At 52.3% G+C, this 14,624-nt stretch carries 14 protein-coding genes and 1 pseudogene; 3 read left to right on the top strand and 12 right to left on the bottom strand.

Annotated elements, in window-relative coordinates:
* Window positions 1–176: 176 nt before the first annotated feature.
* Complete coding sequence (yyaC, locus tag NSS88_RS08650; protein WP_033016907.1) at window positions 177–797, top strand: spore protease YyaC; 621 nt, start codon at window positions 177–179, stop codon at window positions 795–797.
* A 134-nt stretch (window positions 798–931) separates the two neighbouring features.
* On the opposite strand, the gene NSS88_RS08645 is transcribed toward yyaC, so the two are convergent.
* From NSS88_RS08645 to rpmH, 12 genes and pseudogenes are all read right to left on the bottom strand, one after another.
* The gene (locus NSS88_RS08645) at window positions 932–1,039 is read right to left on the bottom strand and encodes a DUF554 family protein (RefSeq protein ID WP_369813963.1); all 108 of its coding nucleotides are present in this window, start codon (window positions 1,037–1,039) and stop codon (window positions 932–934) included.
* Window positions 1,040–1,281: 242 nt separating this feature from the next.
* Window positions 1,282–1,869 (bottom strand): annotated as a pseudogene (locus NSS88_RS08640) (DUF554 domain-containing protein); the annotation flags it as partial.
* A 58-nt stretch (window positions 1,870–1,927) separates the two neighbouring features.
* Window positions 1,928–2,788, bottom strand: coding sequence for a ParB/RepB/Spo0J family partition protein (locus tag NSS88_RS08635; RefSeq protein ID WP_033014251.1), 861 nt, complete (start codon window positions 2,786–2,788; stop codon window positions 1,928–1,930).
* On the bottom strand, window positions 2,781–3,542 hold the full coding sequence (locus tag NSS88_RS08630; RefSeq protein ID WP_033010849.1) for a ParA family protein: 762 nt from the start codon (window positions 3,540–3,542) through the stop codon (window positions 2,781–2,783). Before NSS88_RS08630 ends, NSS88_RS08635 begins: the two co-directional genes overlap by 8 nt.
* Window positions 3,543–3,669: 127 nt before the next feature.
* A complete protein-coding gene (gene noc / locus NSS88_RS08625) occupies window positions 3,670–4,515 on the bottom strand; it encodes a nucleoid occlusion protein (RefSeq protein WP_033014250.1) in 846 nt (281 codons plus the stop codon).
* A gap of 141 nt (window positions 4,516–4,656) precedes the next feature.
* Window positions 4,657–5,373 (bottom strand): 16S rRNA (guanine(527)-N(7))-methyltransferase RsmG, encoded by a 717-nt coding sequence (rsmG, locus tag NSS88_RS08620; protein ID WP_341084008.1) that lies wholly within the window; start codon window positions 5,371–5,373, stop codon window positions 4,657–4,659.
* Between the two features lie 23 nt (window positions 5,374–5,396).
* Window positions 5,397–7,286, bottom strand: a complete 1,890-nt coding sequence (gene mnmG / locus NSS88_RS08615; protein WP_033010846.1) for a tRNA uridine-5-carboxymethylaminomethyl(34) synthesis enzyme MnmG — start codon at window positions 7,284–7,286, stop codon at window positions 5,397–5,399.
* Between the two features lie 17 nt (window positions 7,287–7,303).
* The gene (gene mnmE / locus NSS88_RS08610; protein ID WP_082432213.1) at window positions 7,304–8,692 is read right to left on the bottom strand and encodes a tRNA uridine-5-carboxymethylaminomethyl(34) synthesis GTPase MnmE; all 1,389 of its coding nucleotides are present in this window, start codon (window positions 8,690–8,692) and stop codon (window positions 7,304–7,306) included.
* A gap of 222 nt (window positions 8,693–8,914) precedes the next feature.
* Window positions 8,915–9,571 (bottom strand): RNA-binding cell elongation regulator Jag/EloR, encoded by a 657-nt coding sequence (gene jag, locus NSS88_RS08605; protein WP_055358884.1) that lies wholly within the window; start codon window positions 9,569–9,571, stop codon window positions 8,915–8,917.
* Window positions 9,568–10,332 (bottom strand): YidC family membrane integrase SpoIIIJ, encoded by a 765-nt coding sequence (spoIIIJ, locus tag NSS88_RS08600; RefSeq protein ID WP_055358885.1) that lies wholly within the window; start codon window positions 10,330–10,332, stop codon window positions 9,568–9,570. Before spoIIIJ ends, jag begins: the two co-directional genes overlap by 4 nt.
* 81 nt (window positions 10,333–10,413) lie before the next feature.
* Complete coding sequence (rnpA, locus tag NSS88_RS08595) at window positions 10,414–10,773, bottom strand: ribonuclease P protein component (RefSeq protein ID WP_033014243.1); 360 nt, start codon at window positions 10,771–10,773, stop codon at window positions 10,414–10,416.
* A gap of 79 nt (window positions 10,774–10,852) precedes the next feature.
* Window positions 10,853–10,987, bottom strand: a complete 135-nt coding sequence (rpmH, locus tag NSS88_RS08590) for a 50S ribosomal protein L34 (protein WP_020961658.1) — start codon at window positions 10,985–10,987, stop codon at window positions 10,853–10,855.
* A gap of 282 nt (window positions 10,988–11,269) precedes the next feature.
* Between rpmH and NSS88_RS08585 the strand changes: the two genes are divergently transcribed.
* The gene (locus tag NSS88_RS08585; protein ID WP_341082672.1) at window positions 11,270–12,637 is read left to right on the top strand and encodes an ISLre2-like element ISGsp3 family transposase; all 1,368 of its coding nucleotides are present in this window, start codon (window positions 11,270–11,272) and stop codon (window positions 12,635–12,637) included.
* A gap of 557 nt (window positions 12,638–13,194) precedes the next feature.
* Window positions 13,195–14,544, top strand: a complete 1,350-nt coding sequence (gene dnaA / locus NSS88_RS08580; protein ID WP_033014241.1) for a chromosomal replication initiator protein DnaA — start codon at window positions 13,195–13,197, stop codon at window positions 14,542–14,544.
* Window positions 14,545–14,624 lie beyond the last annotated feature (80 nt).

The raw sequence follows: 14,624 nt of genomic DNA, 5'->3' as shown, positions 1-14,624 counted from the left end.
CCTCAACCTTTTTCTATTCTGCGCTTTTATTTTAACAAGATGGACCGCCGATTTGTAGTCAAATGCAGGAAACGGGCGAAAAAGAAAAGACAAGAAAACAAACATCGAGATGTATATGATTCTTTTATTTTCCGTATACTGTTAATAATTTTGAACCGAAAGTAGGAGTGAATCGCATGAGCATACCGTCGATATTTTTCTCTTCCCGGGAAGAAAGGAATCGCGTTTTTTATGATGAACAGGGGGCGGCATCGTCCATCGCCTGGCGAATCACTTCGCTGCTTCCCGATCCGCTCGTTCAACCGATTGCCGTCGTCTGCATCGGCACGGACCGTTCGACCGGCGATTCGCTTGGACCGCTCGTCGGCACGATACTGAAGGAGAAGCCATTAGCCCGTTTTCACGTATACGGAACGCTTGAAGAGCCGATTCATGCGGTCAACTTGGAAGAAAAAGTGGGGGCCATTCAGCTGATTCATCGCGATCCGTTTATCATCGCTGTCGACGCTTGCCTCGGACGGTTGAAAAGCGTCGGGGCCATCACCGTGTCGAAAGGGCCGGTTCGCCCCGGAGCCGGAGTGAACAAGCAACTTTCCCCTGTCGGCGACGCCCATATTACTGGAGTCGTCAATGTGAGCGGGTTTATGGAATTTTTCGTCTTGCAAAATACGCGTCTTCATCTCGTCATGAATATGGCGAAAACGATCGCCAACGGCATTTATGAAGCGGAGCGGCACATCATCCGCAAAGAGCGAGCCACCCAACCGCTTCTGAAAGACCGGCATTCCTTATGGTAAACAGCAAAATCCCCTCTCATTCGGCTGTTGTTCTTAAAGAGGGGATTTCTTTTGCGCGCCTTGAACGCCCGGTTTAGGCGCTCCCTCTGCACGGACGTCGTTTGTCCGCTCTCGGCCGAAGAGGCGGCCGTCTATTAGACGAATGAAAGAACACACACGGCAGCCGCCACGACAAGAATGCTCGGCAGCAAATTCGCCACGCGAATGTTCGTCAAACCGAGCATATTCAGCCCGATGGCCATAAGTGAACTACCCACCACCTACGCTTCGCTTAGAGGTGGGGGCTTCAAGCGACTTGTGTGTGTTCGCTGAACGGTAAGCCACACACAAGAACCCTTTACGCTTCCCTTCGTTCCGAAGGTGTCCGTTCTAGCCATATTCTATCCTATTCGTTGGCTAACGCCAACCGAAATTCATCTCCCACTTTCACTGGTGCTGGCGCACCTTCACGTTTAGAAGTAGGAGACTTCTTTCGGAGGGAAGTTAAAATTCCGCCGGTGGCCGTTGATTCCGCGATGAATGAATCCAGCACTTCCCTTGGCACGAACCGTTCAATTTGCGTGGCCAGCAGCGCGATGCCGCCTTCGTACAGGACAACGGGCAGGGCGGAGAACATGACGCCGATGCCGAGCGTCGTCGTCAAAATGACGCTCGCAAAGCCATCTAAAATCGCCTTCGTATACAAGACGCTATGATCGCCGCGCAGTCCGCTGTCAAGCGCCCCAACAATCGCCATCGCCCCGATGACAAACAACAGCGTCGCGCTCACAAATCCTTTGGCACTGCCGCTTTCTCCGCTGCCGCCGACTTTCTTTTCCAGCCATCGTCCGAGCCGGTTCAGCTTTTCCTCCCAATTCCACCATTCGCCGAGAATGCCGCCGAAAACAAGGCTGAAGATGACAATGAGAAACTGTTCGCTTTTCATTCCCATTTGGATGCCAAGGAGCGCCACCGCCAGCCCGATTCCTCCCATCACCGTCTCTTATACCCGTTCGGGAATGCGGTGAAACCATTTTCCAATCAATGCCCCGGATACAATGCTGAGCTTCACAATCGTTCCTAGCAATACCATGATGTTCAACCCTCTCTAGCTCCAGCAAAAATAAACCGGCCCTTATTGCCAGACCGCTCTACTCGTCGAACTGCACATCAAGCAGTTCCAATATTCTTTGCAAGTCTTCCGGAGAAAAAAACTCGATTTCAATTTTCCCCTTTTTCTTCGTCTGTTTGATCGTGACGTTTGTGCCGAATTTTTCGCGCAACAGCGATTCGCTCTCACGGAGAAACACGCTTTTTTCCGGCGGTTTCCGTTTCGATGTTTCACGTGAAACATTTTCGTTGATTTGCCGGATCAGTTTCTCGAGCTGGCGGACGTTCAGCCCGTCGCGGACAATCCTCTCGATCACGAACTTCATTTTGCTTTTTTGCTTCAGCCCGAGCAGCGCACGTCCATGGCCCATTGACAGCGTTCCATCGGCAAGCAGTTTTTGCACGTCGGGAGGAAGCGACAAGAGGCGCACATGATTGGCGACGTGCGGGCGGCTCTTTCCGACGCGGCTGGCGACTTCCTCCTGGGTCAGATGCAGTTTGTCCATCAACATTTTATAAGCCATCGCTTCTTCAATCGGGTTCAAATCTTCGCGCTGCAAGTTTTCCAAAAGGGCAAACTCCATCATTTGTTCATCGGTCAGTTCGCGCACGACGACCGGCACAAACTGCAGGTTCGCCTCTTTTGCCGCCCGGTAGCGCCGCTCGCCGACGACAATTTCAAACCCTTTGACCGACTGGCGGACGATGAGCGGCTGCAAAATGCCGTGCTGCAAAATGGACTGTTTTAACTCTTCGATCGTTTCGGGCTGAAATGTTTTCCGCGGCTGGTATGGATTCGGATGAAGGACATGAATGCTGACCTCCTGCACCACTCCCTCTTTTCCGTCGAGTTCGAGGTTGTGAAACAGCGCATTAATGCCTTTACCAAGACCTTTAGCCACGCTCAAGCACCTCCTTCGCCAACTCTAAATACACTTCCGCCCCCCGCGATTTGACATCGTACAAAATCACCGGCTTGCCGTGGCTTGGCGCTTCGCTCAGCCGCACGTTTCTCGGGATGATCGTTTCGTACACCATTTCGCGAAAATACTTTTTGACCTCCTGAATGACTTGCAACCCTAAATTCGTCCGCGCATCGAGCATGGTCAACAAGACGCCTTCGAGGCGCAAATTATAGTTTAAGTGGCGCTGCACAAGCCGAATCGTGTTCAGCAGCTGGCTGAGCCCTTCAAGCGCATAATATTCGCACTGGACGGGAATCATGACGGAATCGGCCGCCGTCAGCGCATTCAGCGTCAGCAGTCCTAGCGAAGGGGGGCAATCGATAATGATAAAGTCGTACATGGCTTTCAGCGGCTCAAGCGCATTTTTGAGCCGGATTTCTCGGGAAATGACCGAAACAAGCTCAATTTCTGCACCGGCAAGTTGGATCGTCGCCGGGATGACATATAAGTTTTCAATGTTCGTCGGCCGAATGACCTCTTTCGCCTTCATATCGCCAATAATGACATTATAAATGCATTCGTCGACATCGCCTTTTTCAATGCCGATGCCGCTTGTCGCGTTTCCTTGCGGATCGGCGTCAACGAGCAGCACTTTTTTTCCGAGATGCGCCAAACAGGCCGACAGGTTGACAGCTGTTGTCGTTTTTCCGACTCCGCCTTTCTGATTTGCAATAGCAATGACTTTGCCCACGGTGCCACCTACCTCTATTCCTTACTCGTAAATTCTATTTTACCATGAAAAAAGGAAAATGACTTTGTTTTCTGAAAGAAAAAAACCTCATCAGCTGCGCTTGATGAGGCAAAAGGCGACTTGATGATTATTTTTTCGCGATGCGAATCGTAATTTGATAGTAATCGTCAAATTCCTCTTCTTCGGAATGGACGGATACGCCGCTGTTTTCCACCATGGAGAGCGATTGGCGGATCGTGTTGACGGCGATACGCATATCGCGGCTGAACGCCTTCCGTTTCGGCTTCGGCTTTCGCTCGCCAGCCTCGAGCATCTTGACGACCCTGTCTTCCGTCTGCTTGACGTTGAGCTGTTTGTCGATGATTTCTTGCAACAGTTTCAGCTGTTTCTCTTTATCTTTCAACACAATTAACGCGCGTGCGTGGCGCTCAGTGATCGTCCGCTGCAACAGCGCCTCTTGCACTTCCTGAGGGAGTTTTAGGAGACGCAGCTTGTTGGCGATCGTTGATTGCCCCTTGCCAAGGCGCTGGGCGAGCGCCTCCTGCGTCAAATCGTGCAGCTCGATCAGCCTGGCGTACGCCATCGCCTCTTCGATCGGCGTCAATTCCTCGCGTTGTAGGTTTTCGATGAGGGCGACGGAGGCGGTTTCTTTGTCGTTTAAGTTTTTCACAATAGCGGGGATTTCCGTCCAGCCAAGCTTTTGCACCGCCCGCCATCTCCGCTCGCCGGCAATGATTTCAAATTGGCCGTTTCCGCATTCACGCACAACGATCGGTTGAATAATGCCATGCGTGCGGATCGTCAACGCCAATTCATCGATTTTCTCCTCATCGAACACAGCGCGCGGTTGGAAACGGTTTGGAATAATGCTGGAAATGGGAATATGGCGCACTTCTTCCCGGTCTTTGTCTTCTCCCATTTCTTCTTGCTCTTTTTCTCCAAAGCTGAACAAGCGCGAAAACGTATGCTTCATCCCCCTACACCACCTTTGGACATACTTGGCCGATATTCTCTGTTTTGCCCGGCATACGCCGCTGCTTTAGGCCGTCTTTTGTTTCCCTTGGCATAGGACGCAAAGCGGAGGGACGGACCCCCGCGCCGTCTGCAAGGGGTTTTATTGAATCGGTTGTTTGCTCGGTATTCCCGGCTTGCGCGGATATCGAGCCGGCGTCTTTTTCGTTTTGCGGACGAAAATGATCGTCCGTTCGCCCTCTTCGAACGGCAGCATGAACGTTTCCGCCGCCGCCACCTCCCCGCCAAGCACAGAAATTGCCTTCTCCCCCTCTTTCAGCTCTTCCGGCGCTGAGGCAGCTTTCATCGCAATGAATGTACCGCCTGTCTTCACAAGCGGAAGACAAAGTTCAGCAAGCACCGGCATGCGCGCCACCGCTCTAGCCGTGACGACATCGAACGATTCGCGCATCCCCTTTTGGCGGGCGAACGTCTCGGCGCGGTCATGGTACAGCGCTACATCCGCAAGTTCCAGCTCTGCTGCGAGATGCTCCAAAAAGCGGATGCGCTTTTGCAGCGAATCGACGATCGAGATGCGCAGCTGCGGAAAGCAAATTTTGAGCGGAATGCTCGGAAACCCCGCCCCGGCGCCGACATCGCAAAGCGATATAGGCGCGGAAAAATTGTAATAGAAAGCCGGAGAAACCGAATCAAAAAAATGCTTTACATAGACGCCGGGCTTGTCCGTAATGGCAGTCAAATTCATTTTCTCATTCCATTCCACAAGCAGTTCATAATAGCGTTCAAACTGCGCAAGCGCCCGGGAAGAGAGGGAAATCCCTCTCTCTTCGAGCATGGATTGAAATTGTGTCGCCTCCATATGCCAATCCTTTCCCTCATGATTTATTCATTCGACACGCGCGCGATTCTTCCTTGTTCCAAATACACTAATAATATCGAAATATCGGCGGGATTGACGCCGGAAATGCGCGATGCCTGGGCAATTGAGAGCGGCCGCACTTGCTTCAGTTTTTGCCGCGCCTCGGTCGCCAGCCCTTGGATGGCGTCGTAATCGATATCTTCCGGGATTTTTTTGTTTTCCATTTTTTTGAGCCGCTCGACTTCCTGCAGCGATTTTTGGATGTAGCCTTCGTACTTGATTTGAATTTCGACTTGCTCGGCCACTTCCGGAGCGATGTCCTCGTCCGCCGGCGCCAGTTTTCGAATATGTTCATACGTCATTTCCGGACGCCGGAGCAAATCAGCGGCGCGGATGCCGTCTTTCAGCTCGCTTCCGCCCGCTTCGCGGATGACTTCCTGCACTTTTGGCGTCGGTTTGATGATCACCGTTTGCAGCCGCTTTTTCTCCCGCTCGATCGCCTCTTTTTTCGCCAAAAATTTTTGATACCGCTCTTCGGAAATGAGGCCGATCCGATAGCCGAGCTCGGTCAGGCGCAAATCGGCGTTGTCGTGGCGGAGCAACAACCGATATTCAGCGCGCGAGGTGAGCAAGCGGTACGGCTCGTTCGTCCCTTTCGTCACCAAGTCGTCGATTAAGACGCCAATATAGGCGTCCGAACGGCTTAAAATGATCTCCTCGCGGCCGAGCGCACGGTGGGCGGCGTTAATGCCGGCCATAATGCCTTGGCCCGCCGCTTCTTCATAGCCGGACGTACCGTTGATTTGCCCTGCGGTATACAAGTTTTTCACAAGCTTCGTCTCGAGCGTCGGCCAGAGCTGGGTCGGCACGATCGCATCGTACTCGATCGCATATCCCGCCCGCATGAGCTGCGCTTTCTCAAGCCCCGGAATCGTTTCAAGAAGCTTGCGCTGAATATGTTCCGGCAGGCTCGTTGACAGTCCTTGCACGTACACTTCTTCCGTTTCCCGCCCCTCCGGCTCGAGGAAAATTTGATGGCGCGGCTTGTCATGGAACCGAACGACTTTATCTTCGATCGATGGGCAATAGCGCGGTCCGGTTCCTTTAATCATGCCGGAGTACATCGGCGACAAATGCAAATTTTCATCGATGATTCGGTGCGTTTCCTCCGTCGTGTACGTCAGCCAGCACGGCAGCTGATCCGTGATGTATGTTGTCGTCTCGTACGAAAACGCCCGCGGCTCTTCGTCGCCCGGCTGAATTTCCGTTTTGCTGTAATCGATCGTCCGGCTGTTGACGCGCGGCGGCGTGCCCGTTTTAAAGCGGACGAGCTTAAACCCAAGCTCCTCTAAATGCTCGGACAGCTTGATCGACGGCTGCTGATTGTTCGGTCCGCTCGAATATTTAATGTCGCCAATGATAATCTCCCCGCGCAAAAACGTCCCGGTTGTGATGACGACCGCCTTGGCGTAATAATGAGCCCCCGTTTGCGTAACGACGCCTTTGCAGACGCCGTCTTCCACGATGAGCCGCTCAACTTTGCCCTGCAGCAGCGTCAAGTTTTCCTGCCTTTCAAGCGTCTTCTTCATTTCCCGCTGGTACAGCACTTTATCAGCCTGGGCCCTCAGCGCGCGCACGGCCGGGCCTTTCCCGGTGTTGAGCATCCGGATTTGAATGTATGTTTTATCGATGTTTCTTCCCATTTCCCCGCCGAGAGCGTCGATTTCACGCACGACGATCCCTTTTGCTGGGCCGCCGATCGACGGGTTGCACGGCATGAACGCAATCATATCAAGGTTAAGGGTGATGACGAGCGTTTTCGCCCCGATGCGCGCAGCCGCCAATGCCGCTTCACAGCCGGCATGGCCAGCGCCGACGACGATGACGTCATACGATCCTCCTTGGTAATCCATGCTTGTTTCCTCCTTGCTTATTTTCCCAAACAAAATTGAGCAAACAGCTGATCAATCAAACTTTCGTGCACTGTATCACCCACGATTTCGCCAAGCAGCTCCCACGCCCGGCGCAAATCGATTTGCACAAGATCGACCGGCATGCCGGCGTCAATGCCGACCAAGGCATCGTCAATCGCCTGTTTCGCCTGCTCGAGCAAGGCGATATGGCGGGAGTTGGAGACGTATGTTAAATCGCCGGCTTCCAGTTCGCCGCCGAAAAATAAGCCAGCAATCGCCTGTTCCAATTCATCAATTCCTTGTTCGCGCAACAACGACGTCGCCACAACCGGACGGCCGGCCGCCAGCTCGTTCACGCGCTCCATGTCAATCTTCTTGGGCAAATCGGTCTTATTCACAATGACGATGACATCCATCCCTTCCGTCATCGCAAACAGCCGTTCATCTTCTTCTGTCAGCGGTTCGTGGTAGTTTAAAACGAGCAAAATTAAATCGGCCCGCTTCAACATTTGCCGGGAGCGCTCGACGCCGATTCGTTCGACAACATCTTCCGTTTCCCGGATGCCGGCCGTATCAATCAAGCGGAGCGGCACGCCGCGGACGTTGACATACTCCTCAATGACATCGCGCGTCGTCCCCGGGATATCGGTGACGATCGCCCGATTTTCATGGGCGAGCGCATTTAACAGCGAAGACTTGCCGACGTTCGGCCGTCCGATAATGACCGTGGCCAACCCTTCGCGCAAAATTTTCCCCTGATTGGCGGTCGACAAAAGCTTTTCAATTTGCCGGCGCACATATTGCGCCTTCTCCTTTAGCAGCCGCGGCGTCATCTCCTCGACATCATCGTATTCGGGATAATCGATGTTCACTTCAACATGCGCCAGCGTCTCCAAAATCGTCTGCCGCAGCTCGCGGATGAGCTTGGAAAGGCGCCCCTCCATTTGCTGCAAGGCGACATTCATGGCCCGGTCCGTTTTCGCCCGAATCAAGTCAATGACCGCCTCCGCTTGGGACAAGTCAATGCGCCCGTTTAAAAACGCCCGCTTCGTAAACTCGCCCGGCTCGGCAAGCCGCGCTCCGTTGGCGAGCACTAACTGCAAAACGCGGTTGACGGAAACAAATCCGCCATGGCAGTTAATTTCCACCACGTCCTCGCGTGTAAATGTTTTCGGCGCCCGCATGACCGACACCATCACTTCTTCGACGACCCGGCCGCTTTTCGGGTCGACAATATGCCCGTAATGGATCGTATGCGACGGGACGTCTTTCAGCCGCTTCCCGCTCGGGCTCCGAAACAGCCGGTCAGTGATCTCCACCGCCTCATCTCCGCTCAGCCGGACGATGGCGATCGCCCCCTCGCCCATCGGCGTTGAAATGGCGGCAATCGTATCCAATTGTGTCACCGCTTTTCACCTCGCTTTTCTCCGTTTCTTCTATATCCACAGCCTTTCTCAGCCGCATGCTCCCTGTGCATAGTTGTTTAGTTCAATTTTAACTTATCCACATGTGAATAACAATATGGCACGCTCAGAACCGCTGTGGAAAAATATATTGCTGGCCCATTTTCGCGCAGCCGCAAGTACACAAGCGAAAGAGGGCAAAAAAAGAGGCCTCCTCCACATTCGTTAGAGGGGCGTCCTTTTCGTTGGCGATTTTTTGCTTGTTATCGGGGAAACAACAATAAGGCGGTGCGGGTCAACTCCAACCGAATAGGTAGAGACATGCTTATGGCCGGCCAACGCAGCATGGATGATTTTGCGTTCATGGGCGGGCAACGGCTCCAGCCTCACTTCTTTGCCTGTCCTGACCGCCTGAGCTGCCAGTTTGTGCGCCAGTTCCACAAGCGCCTTTTCCCTTCGTTCGCGATAATGCTCCACGTCAACCGCAATCGACACATATTCCTCCGCATGGCGATTGGCGACAAGCTGCGCCAAAAACTGGAGAGCATTTAAAGTTTGGCCGTGTTTGCCGATCAACAAACCGACCGGCCCCCCATGGATGTGGAGCGTCACTTGCTTGCCGCAACGGACAGCTTCGACGTCTGCCTCTTCCGCTCCCATATGCGCAATGACTTGCTGCAAGAAGCGCACCGTCTCCTCAACCGGATCCATTTTCAACACCGCTTTGACAACCGCCGGCCGGCCGCCAAACAAGCCAAACCAACCTCTTTTCCCTTCATCGAGCACAACAATAACCGCACGCTCTCGAGGCACGCCAAGCTGCGCGAGCGCCAACTGCACCGCCTCTTCGACTGTCCGGGCAGTCGCGGTCACTTCTTTCACTTTTTCGCTCCTCCTGAATGGGCGGCAATCTCCGGCCCTTTAATGAGATACGTTTGCACAATGGAGAAAATATTTCCGACGACCCAGTAAAGCGACAAAGCAGCTGGGAAGTTGATCGCGAAAATGACGATCATAATCGGCATCATCCAAAGCATCATCGCCATTTGTGGATTTTGCTGAGCGGAGCCGGCCATCATGATCTTTTGCTGGATAAACGTCGTCACCCCGGCAATGACCGGCAAAATGTAGTACGGGTCTTTTTCGCCAAGGTCAAACCATAAAAAATTTTGTTGGGCAATTTCCCTTGTCCGCATAATCGCGTGGTAAAAACCGATTATAATCGGCATTTGGATTAAAATCGGCAAACAGCCGGCCATCGGATTGACCCCGTGCTTTTGGAACAAGAGCATCATTTCCTGCTGGAGCTTTTGCTGTGTCTGAGCGTCTTTCGAACTGTACTTTTTACGCAACGCCTCTATTTCCGGCTGAAGCGCTTGCATCGCTTTGGCATTGCGCGTCTGTTGGATCATCAGCGGCAAAATCAACAAACGGATTAAAATAGTGACGACAATAATCGACAACCCAAAGCTTCCGCCGAGCAGCCCGGCGACATATTTGATCAGCCAAGAAAGCGGATAAACGATATACTCGTTCCAAAACCCCTTGCTTTCCGGGGTGATCGGTTTGTGAATTTCCGTGCATCCGGCCAGCACAGCCGCTAACGCACCGAACAAAATGATGAATCTGATTCGCCTTTTCACCTTCTTTTTCCTCCCACATGTACAAGTTCACTGTATGTATTTTATCATCTTTTTCCGCCCTTGTGAGAGCGTTTTTTCAGGCTAAATCCGGCGTTCAGCCTCCTTTTTCAGCCCCCCGGCTTTCCGCAGCACATGGATCAAACTTTTTTTCACTTCCGCGTAGCCCATTTCCGCCGCAGGCTGCCTGGCAATAATGACATAGTCCTTGCCAGGGGCGACCTCTTCTTTCAATTCAAGAAAGCATTGGCGGACGTATCGTTTGATCCGGTTTCTGACAACCGCTTTGCCAAGCTTTTTGCTGACTGACAGCCCAATGCGAAAATAAGGCTGCTCAGGACGGTCAAGCGTGTAGACGACAAACTGGCGGTTCGCCACCGAGACGCCCTGCTGAAACACCTCTTGAAATTCCTCGTTTTTTTTGATGCGATATTTTTTTTTCATGCCCCTAAAACACTCCATTTGCCTAGTTTCCCGCCGCCAAAACATTGAGAAAAAAGACCACTGAAGCTTCAGTGGCCTATTATGCAGACAATACTTTTCTTCCTTTGCGACGGCGGCGCGCCAATACTTTTCTCCCATTTTTCGTGCTCATGCGCGCGCGGAACCCATGCACTTTGCTGCGCTTCCGTCTATTTGGTTGATACGTCCGTTTCATCTATGACACCTCCCTGAAGGAATAACTGTTACGGGCAGTCTTTCTCATTATATTGAACAATCTCAGCAAATGTCAACCGCCCCTTTCTCTTGTGTGAGTAAAATATTTGTGGGTGACATTCCGAAATGATCCCCGACGAGGGTTGCGAACTTTTGTTCGCGACGCTCGTCGGGGCCACCAAGCGAAGCGCGGTAGAAAAAAGCAAATGTCATGCAAAAAGGACTCTCTCCCTGCTATGATGGTGATTGTCAACATCAACCGAAAACAGGAGGGAAAGAGTCCATGAAACATCTTACCACAGAATGGCCTTTATTAAAAGAGCTGGAGGAACAATTAGTCAGAACTCTTCAAAAGGTGTTCGCTGTCTTGTTGGCGGCCCTTTTGGAGGAGATTGATCAACAACTGGCGGAAGCGCGGGACAAGCGCCGGTATCAGCTGAAAGACAAACGGCCGACTACGATCCAAACGCTGTTTGGAGAAGTGACGTTTCGACGGAACTACTACTATGACCGGCAAACGGGGAACTATACCTTCTTGCTGGATGCCGAATTAGGCTTTGATGGGGCCCGATCGATCAGTCCTTGCCTCGAGGAAACGGCGGTCGAGTTGGCCGTAGAGTGCTCTTCCTACCGCAAAGCGGCCCGTACGTTGGAGTCGATCGTGGGGTATGCGGTCATGAGCCACGAGGCGATTCGCCAACTGGTGCTGGAGGCCCCTGTCTCGCTGCACCGCCCTGTTTCCCAACGGCACGGCCGGGTGCTGTTTGTGGAGGCGGATGGACTGTTTATTTCCCGCCAGGGGAAAGGGAAACGGGCGAAAGAAGAGAAAATCCTGGCGGTTCACGAGGGATGGAAACGAAACGGTTCGCAGCTCGAGTTCGTGAACCGGCGCCACTACCTCCATGAAGGGGAGGGAGACGTGTGGGAACGGTTTGAGGAGTGGCTGATGAACGAATATGCCTATGATCCGTGCCGGGACCTGTTGATCATCAACGGCGACGCGGCGTCGTGGATCACGGCCTGCCGGGAGTATTTTGGGAAGCGGGCGTGCTTTCAGCTGGATCGATTTCATGTGGCGCGGGAGCTGCGTCAGTGTCTGTCCGGCCATCCGCGTTGGCAGGAGGTGCGGAAGAAGCTGGCGAAACAAGACGAAGAGGGGCTTCTCGTGGAGCTGAACAGCGCGGTCGGCACGTTGGAGGACGAAGCGAAAGAGAAGCAGATGGCTGCCATGATCCGCCGGATCGAGTCGATGCCGGGATGCATCCGGGACTATCGGGAGTGGCTGTCGGAGCAAGGGGTGGAGACGACCGGCATGCGTCCGATGGGCCACGCCGAGAGCGTGATGAGCCGGTTTGCGCATCGGGTGAAATCCCGCCGCAGCTGGAAAGACCAAGGGCTTCGGGCGTTTCTGAGGGCGATGGCAGCCCGAATCGACGGGATTTGGCGGAGAAATGGGCAGTTGGTGGAGGAAGAAGAGACCCGAACGGCAGCCTCGGCCTCGACGAAGTCCAAGCGGGTTGAACAGGCCAAACGGAAGGCAGGACGGTTGTGGGCAGATGTGGTGCGTCAGAATCTACCGTGTCTGCAGCGGTCATCCGGGACGCCGATCCATCAAGCGTTGTCGGCGCTCCGGGATGGTGGTTGGATGTAAAAAAATGGAATATCGTATCATCGCCTCAAGATGAGGGATGAGAGTCCGAAAGCGCTTACGAATGAATTCCTGAAAATGGTTCGCTAACTAGTGATTGGCAACACCCGTAGTGAACCGAAAAAATGTTCTCCACAAAGTCTTGACTGACTCTTTCTCTTTTCTTGAGGCGGCCTTGATGTGGATAAATTTTTCTGTCCCCAACCACAATCCACAACATTTATCGACATTTTTTTCACATACGCAACGGTGTGGATAACGTTTTTTTCACAGCCTGTCCGTTTTGTGGATAATCAAAAAATTCCGTTGCAACAAGCCGTTTTATTTGCTATTATTATTGTGTTTTCACTATGGTCGACAATGGATAACTGTGTGGATAAAAAAACCTATCCACACTTGTGGATAGGTTGTGGATATGTTTTTTCACATCTTGTTTATAATGTTGTCCACAGTTGGTGGGTTTTGTCGAAAAGCCGTCTTTTTTCCTTAATATATCTTTTCCACAAACTTATTTTTTTAAACAAATGATTATCCTCTGAATTAAAAGGGAGGGGCAACGGGTGGAAAATATCCATGATTTATGGGATCGCGTGCTTCAGGAAATTGAACGGAAAATCAGCAAGCCGAGCTTTGAGACTTGGCTCAAGTCAACGAAAGCCCACTCTTTGCGTGGTGACACGCTCGTCATCGTAGCCCCGAACGAGTTTGCTAGAGACTGGCTTGATTCCCGCTATTCCCATTTAATTGGGGAAACGATCTACGCCATTACCGGCGAAGAGCTGGCCGTCAAATTTATCATTCCGCCAAACCAGGCTGACGAAGAACTCGAGTTTCAACCGGCCAAAAAACAGCGGAAGCAGTACGAGGAAGCGAATGATTTCCCGCAAAGCATGTTAAATCCGAAATATACATTCGACACGTTTGTCATCGGCTCCGGCAACCGGTTCGCCCATGCTGCATCACTCGCGGTCGCCGAAGCCCCGGCCAAGGCGTACAACCCGCTTTTCATTTACGGCGGAGTCGGACTTGGAAAAACGCATTTGATGCACGCGATCGGCCATTACGTCATTGAACATAACCCGTCCGCGAAAGTTGTCTATTTATCTTCAGAAAAGTTTACAAACGAGTTTATTAACGCCATTCGCGACAACCGCCCGGACGATTTTCGCAACAAGTATCGAAACGTTGACGTTCTGCTAATCGATGATATTCAGTTCTTGGCTGGAAAAGAACAAACGCAGGAGGAATTTTTCCATACGTTTAACACGCTGCACGAGGAAAGCAAGCAAATCGTCATTTCAAGCGACCGGCCGCCTAAAGAAATCCCGACGCTTGAAGACCGCTTGCGTTCGCGCTTTGAATGGGGGCTGATCACCGACATCACGCCGCCTGATTTGGAAACGCGGATCGCCATCCTCCGAAAAAAAGCGAAAGCGGAAGGGTTTGACATTCCGAACGAAGTGATGCTTTATATCGCCAATCAAATCGATTCGAACATCCGTGAGCTCGAAGGCGCCCTCATCCGTGTCGTCGCCTACTCATCGCTTATCAATAAAGAAATCACGGCTGACCTGGCAGCGGAAGCATTGAAGGATATCATTCCGAGCGCGAAGCCCAAAGTGATCACGATCCAAGACATTCAGCGCGTTGTTGGACAGCATTTCAATATTAAGCTTGAAGACTTTAAGGCAAAAAAACGGACAAAATCGGTCGCGTTCCCCCGGCAAATCGCCATGTATCTCTCCCGCGAACTGACCGACTGTTCGCTGCCGAAAATCGGCGACGAATTTGGCGGCCGCGATCATACGACGGTCATCCACGCCCATGAAAAAATATCAAAGCTTTTGCAAACCGACACGCAGCTGCAGAAACATGTGAAAGAAATCCAAGAAAAGCTGAAGCAACTGTGAATAACCGCCGCCGTCTTACGCACAGCTTATCCACATGTGGGCAAGCTGTGCTTGCTTCGCTTTTCTTGGTTATCCACATA

The organism is Geobacillus sp. FSL W8-1251 (assembly GCF_038005945.1).
GTDB classification, from domain to species: domain Bacteria; phylum Bacillota; class Bacilli; order Bacillales; family Anoxybacillaceae; genus Geobacillus; species Geobacillus stearothermophilus.
Note: the sequence above shows the minus strand (reverse complement) of the source record. Positions and strands in the feature narration are given on the sequence as shown.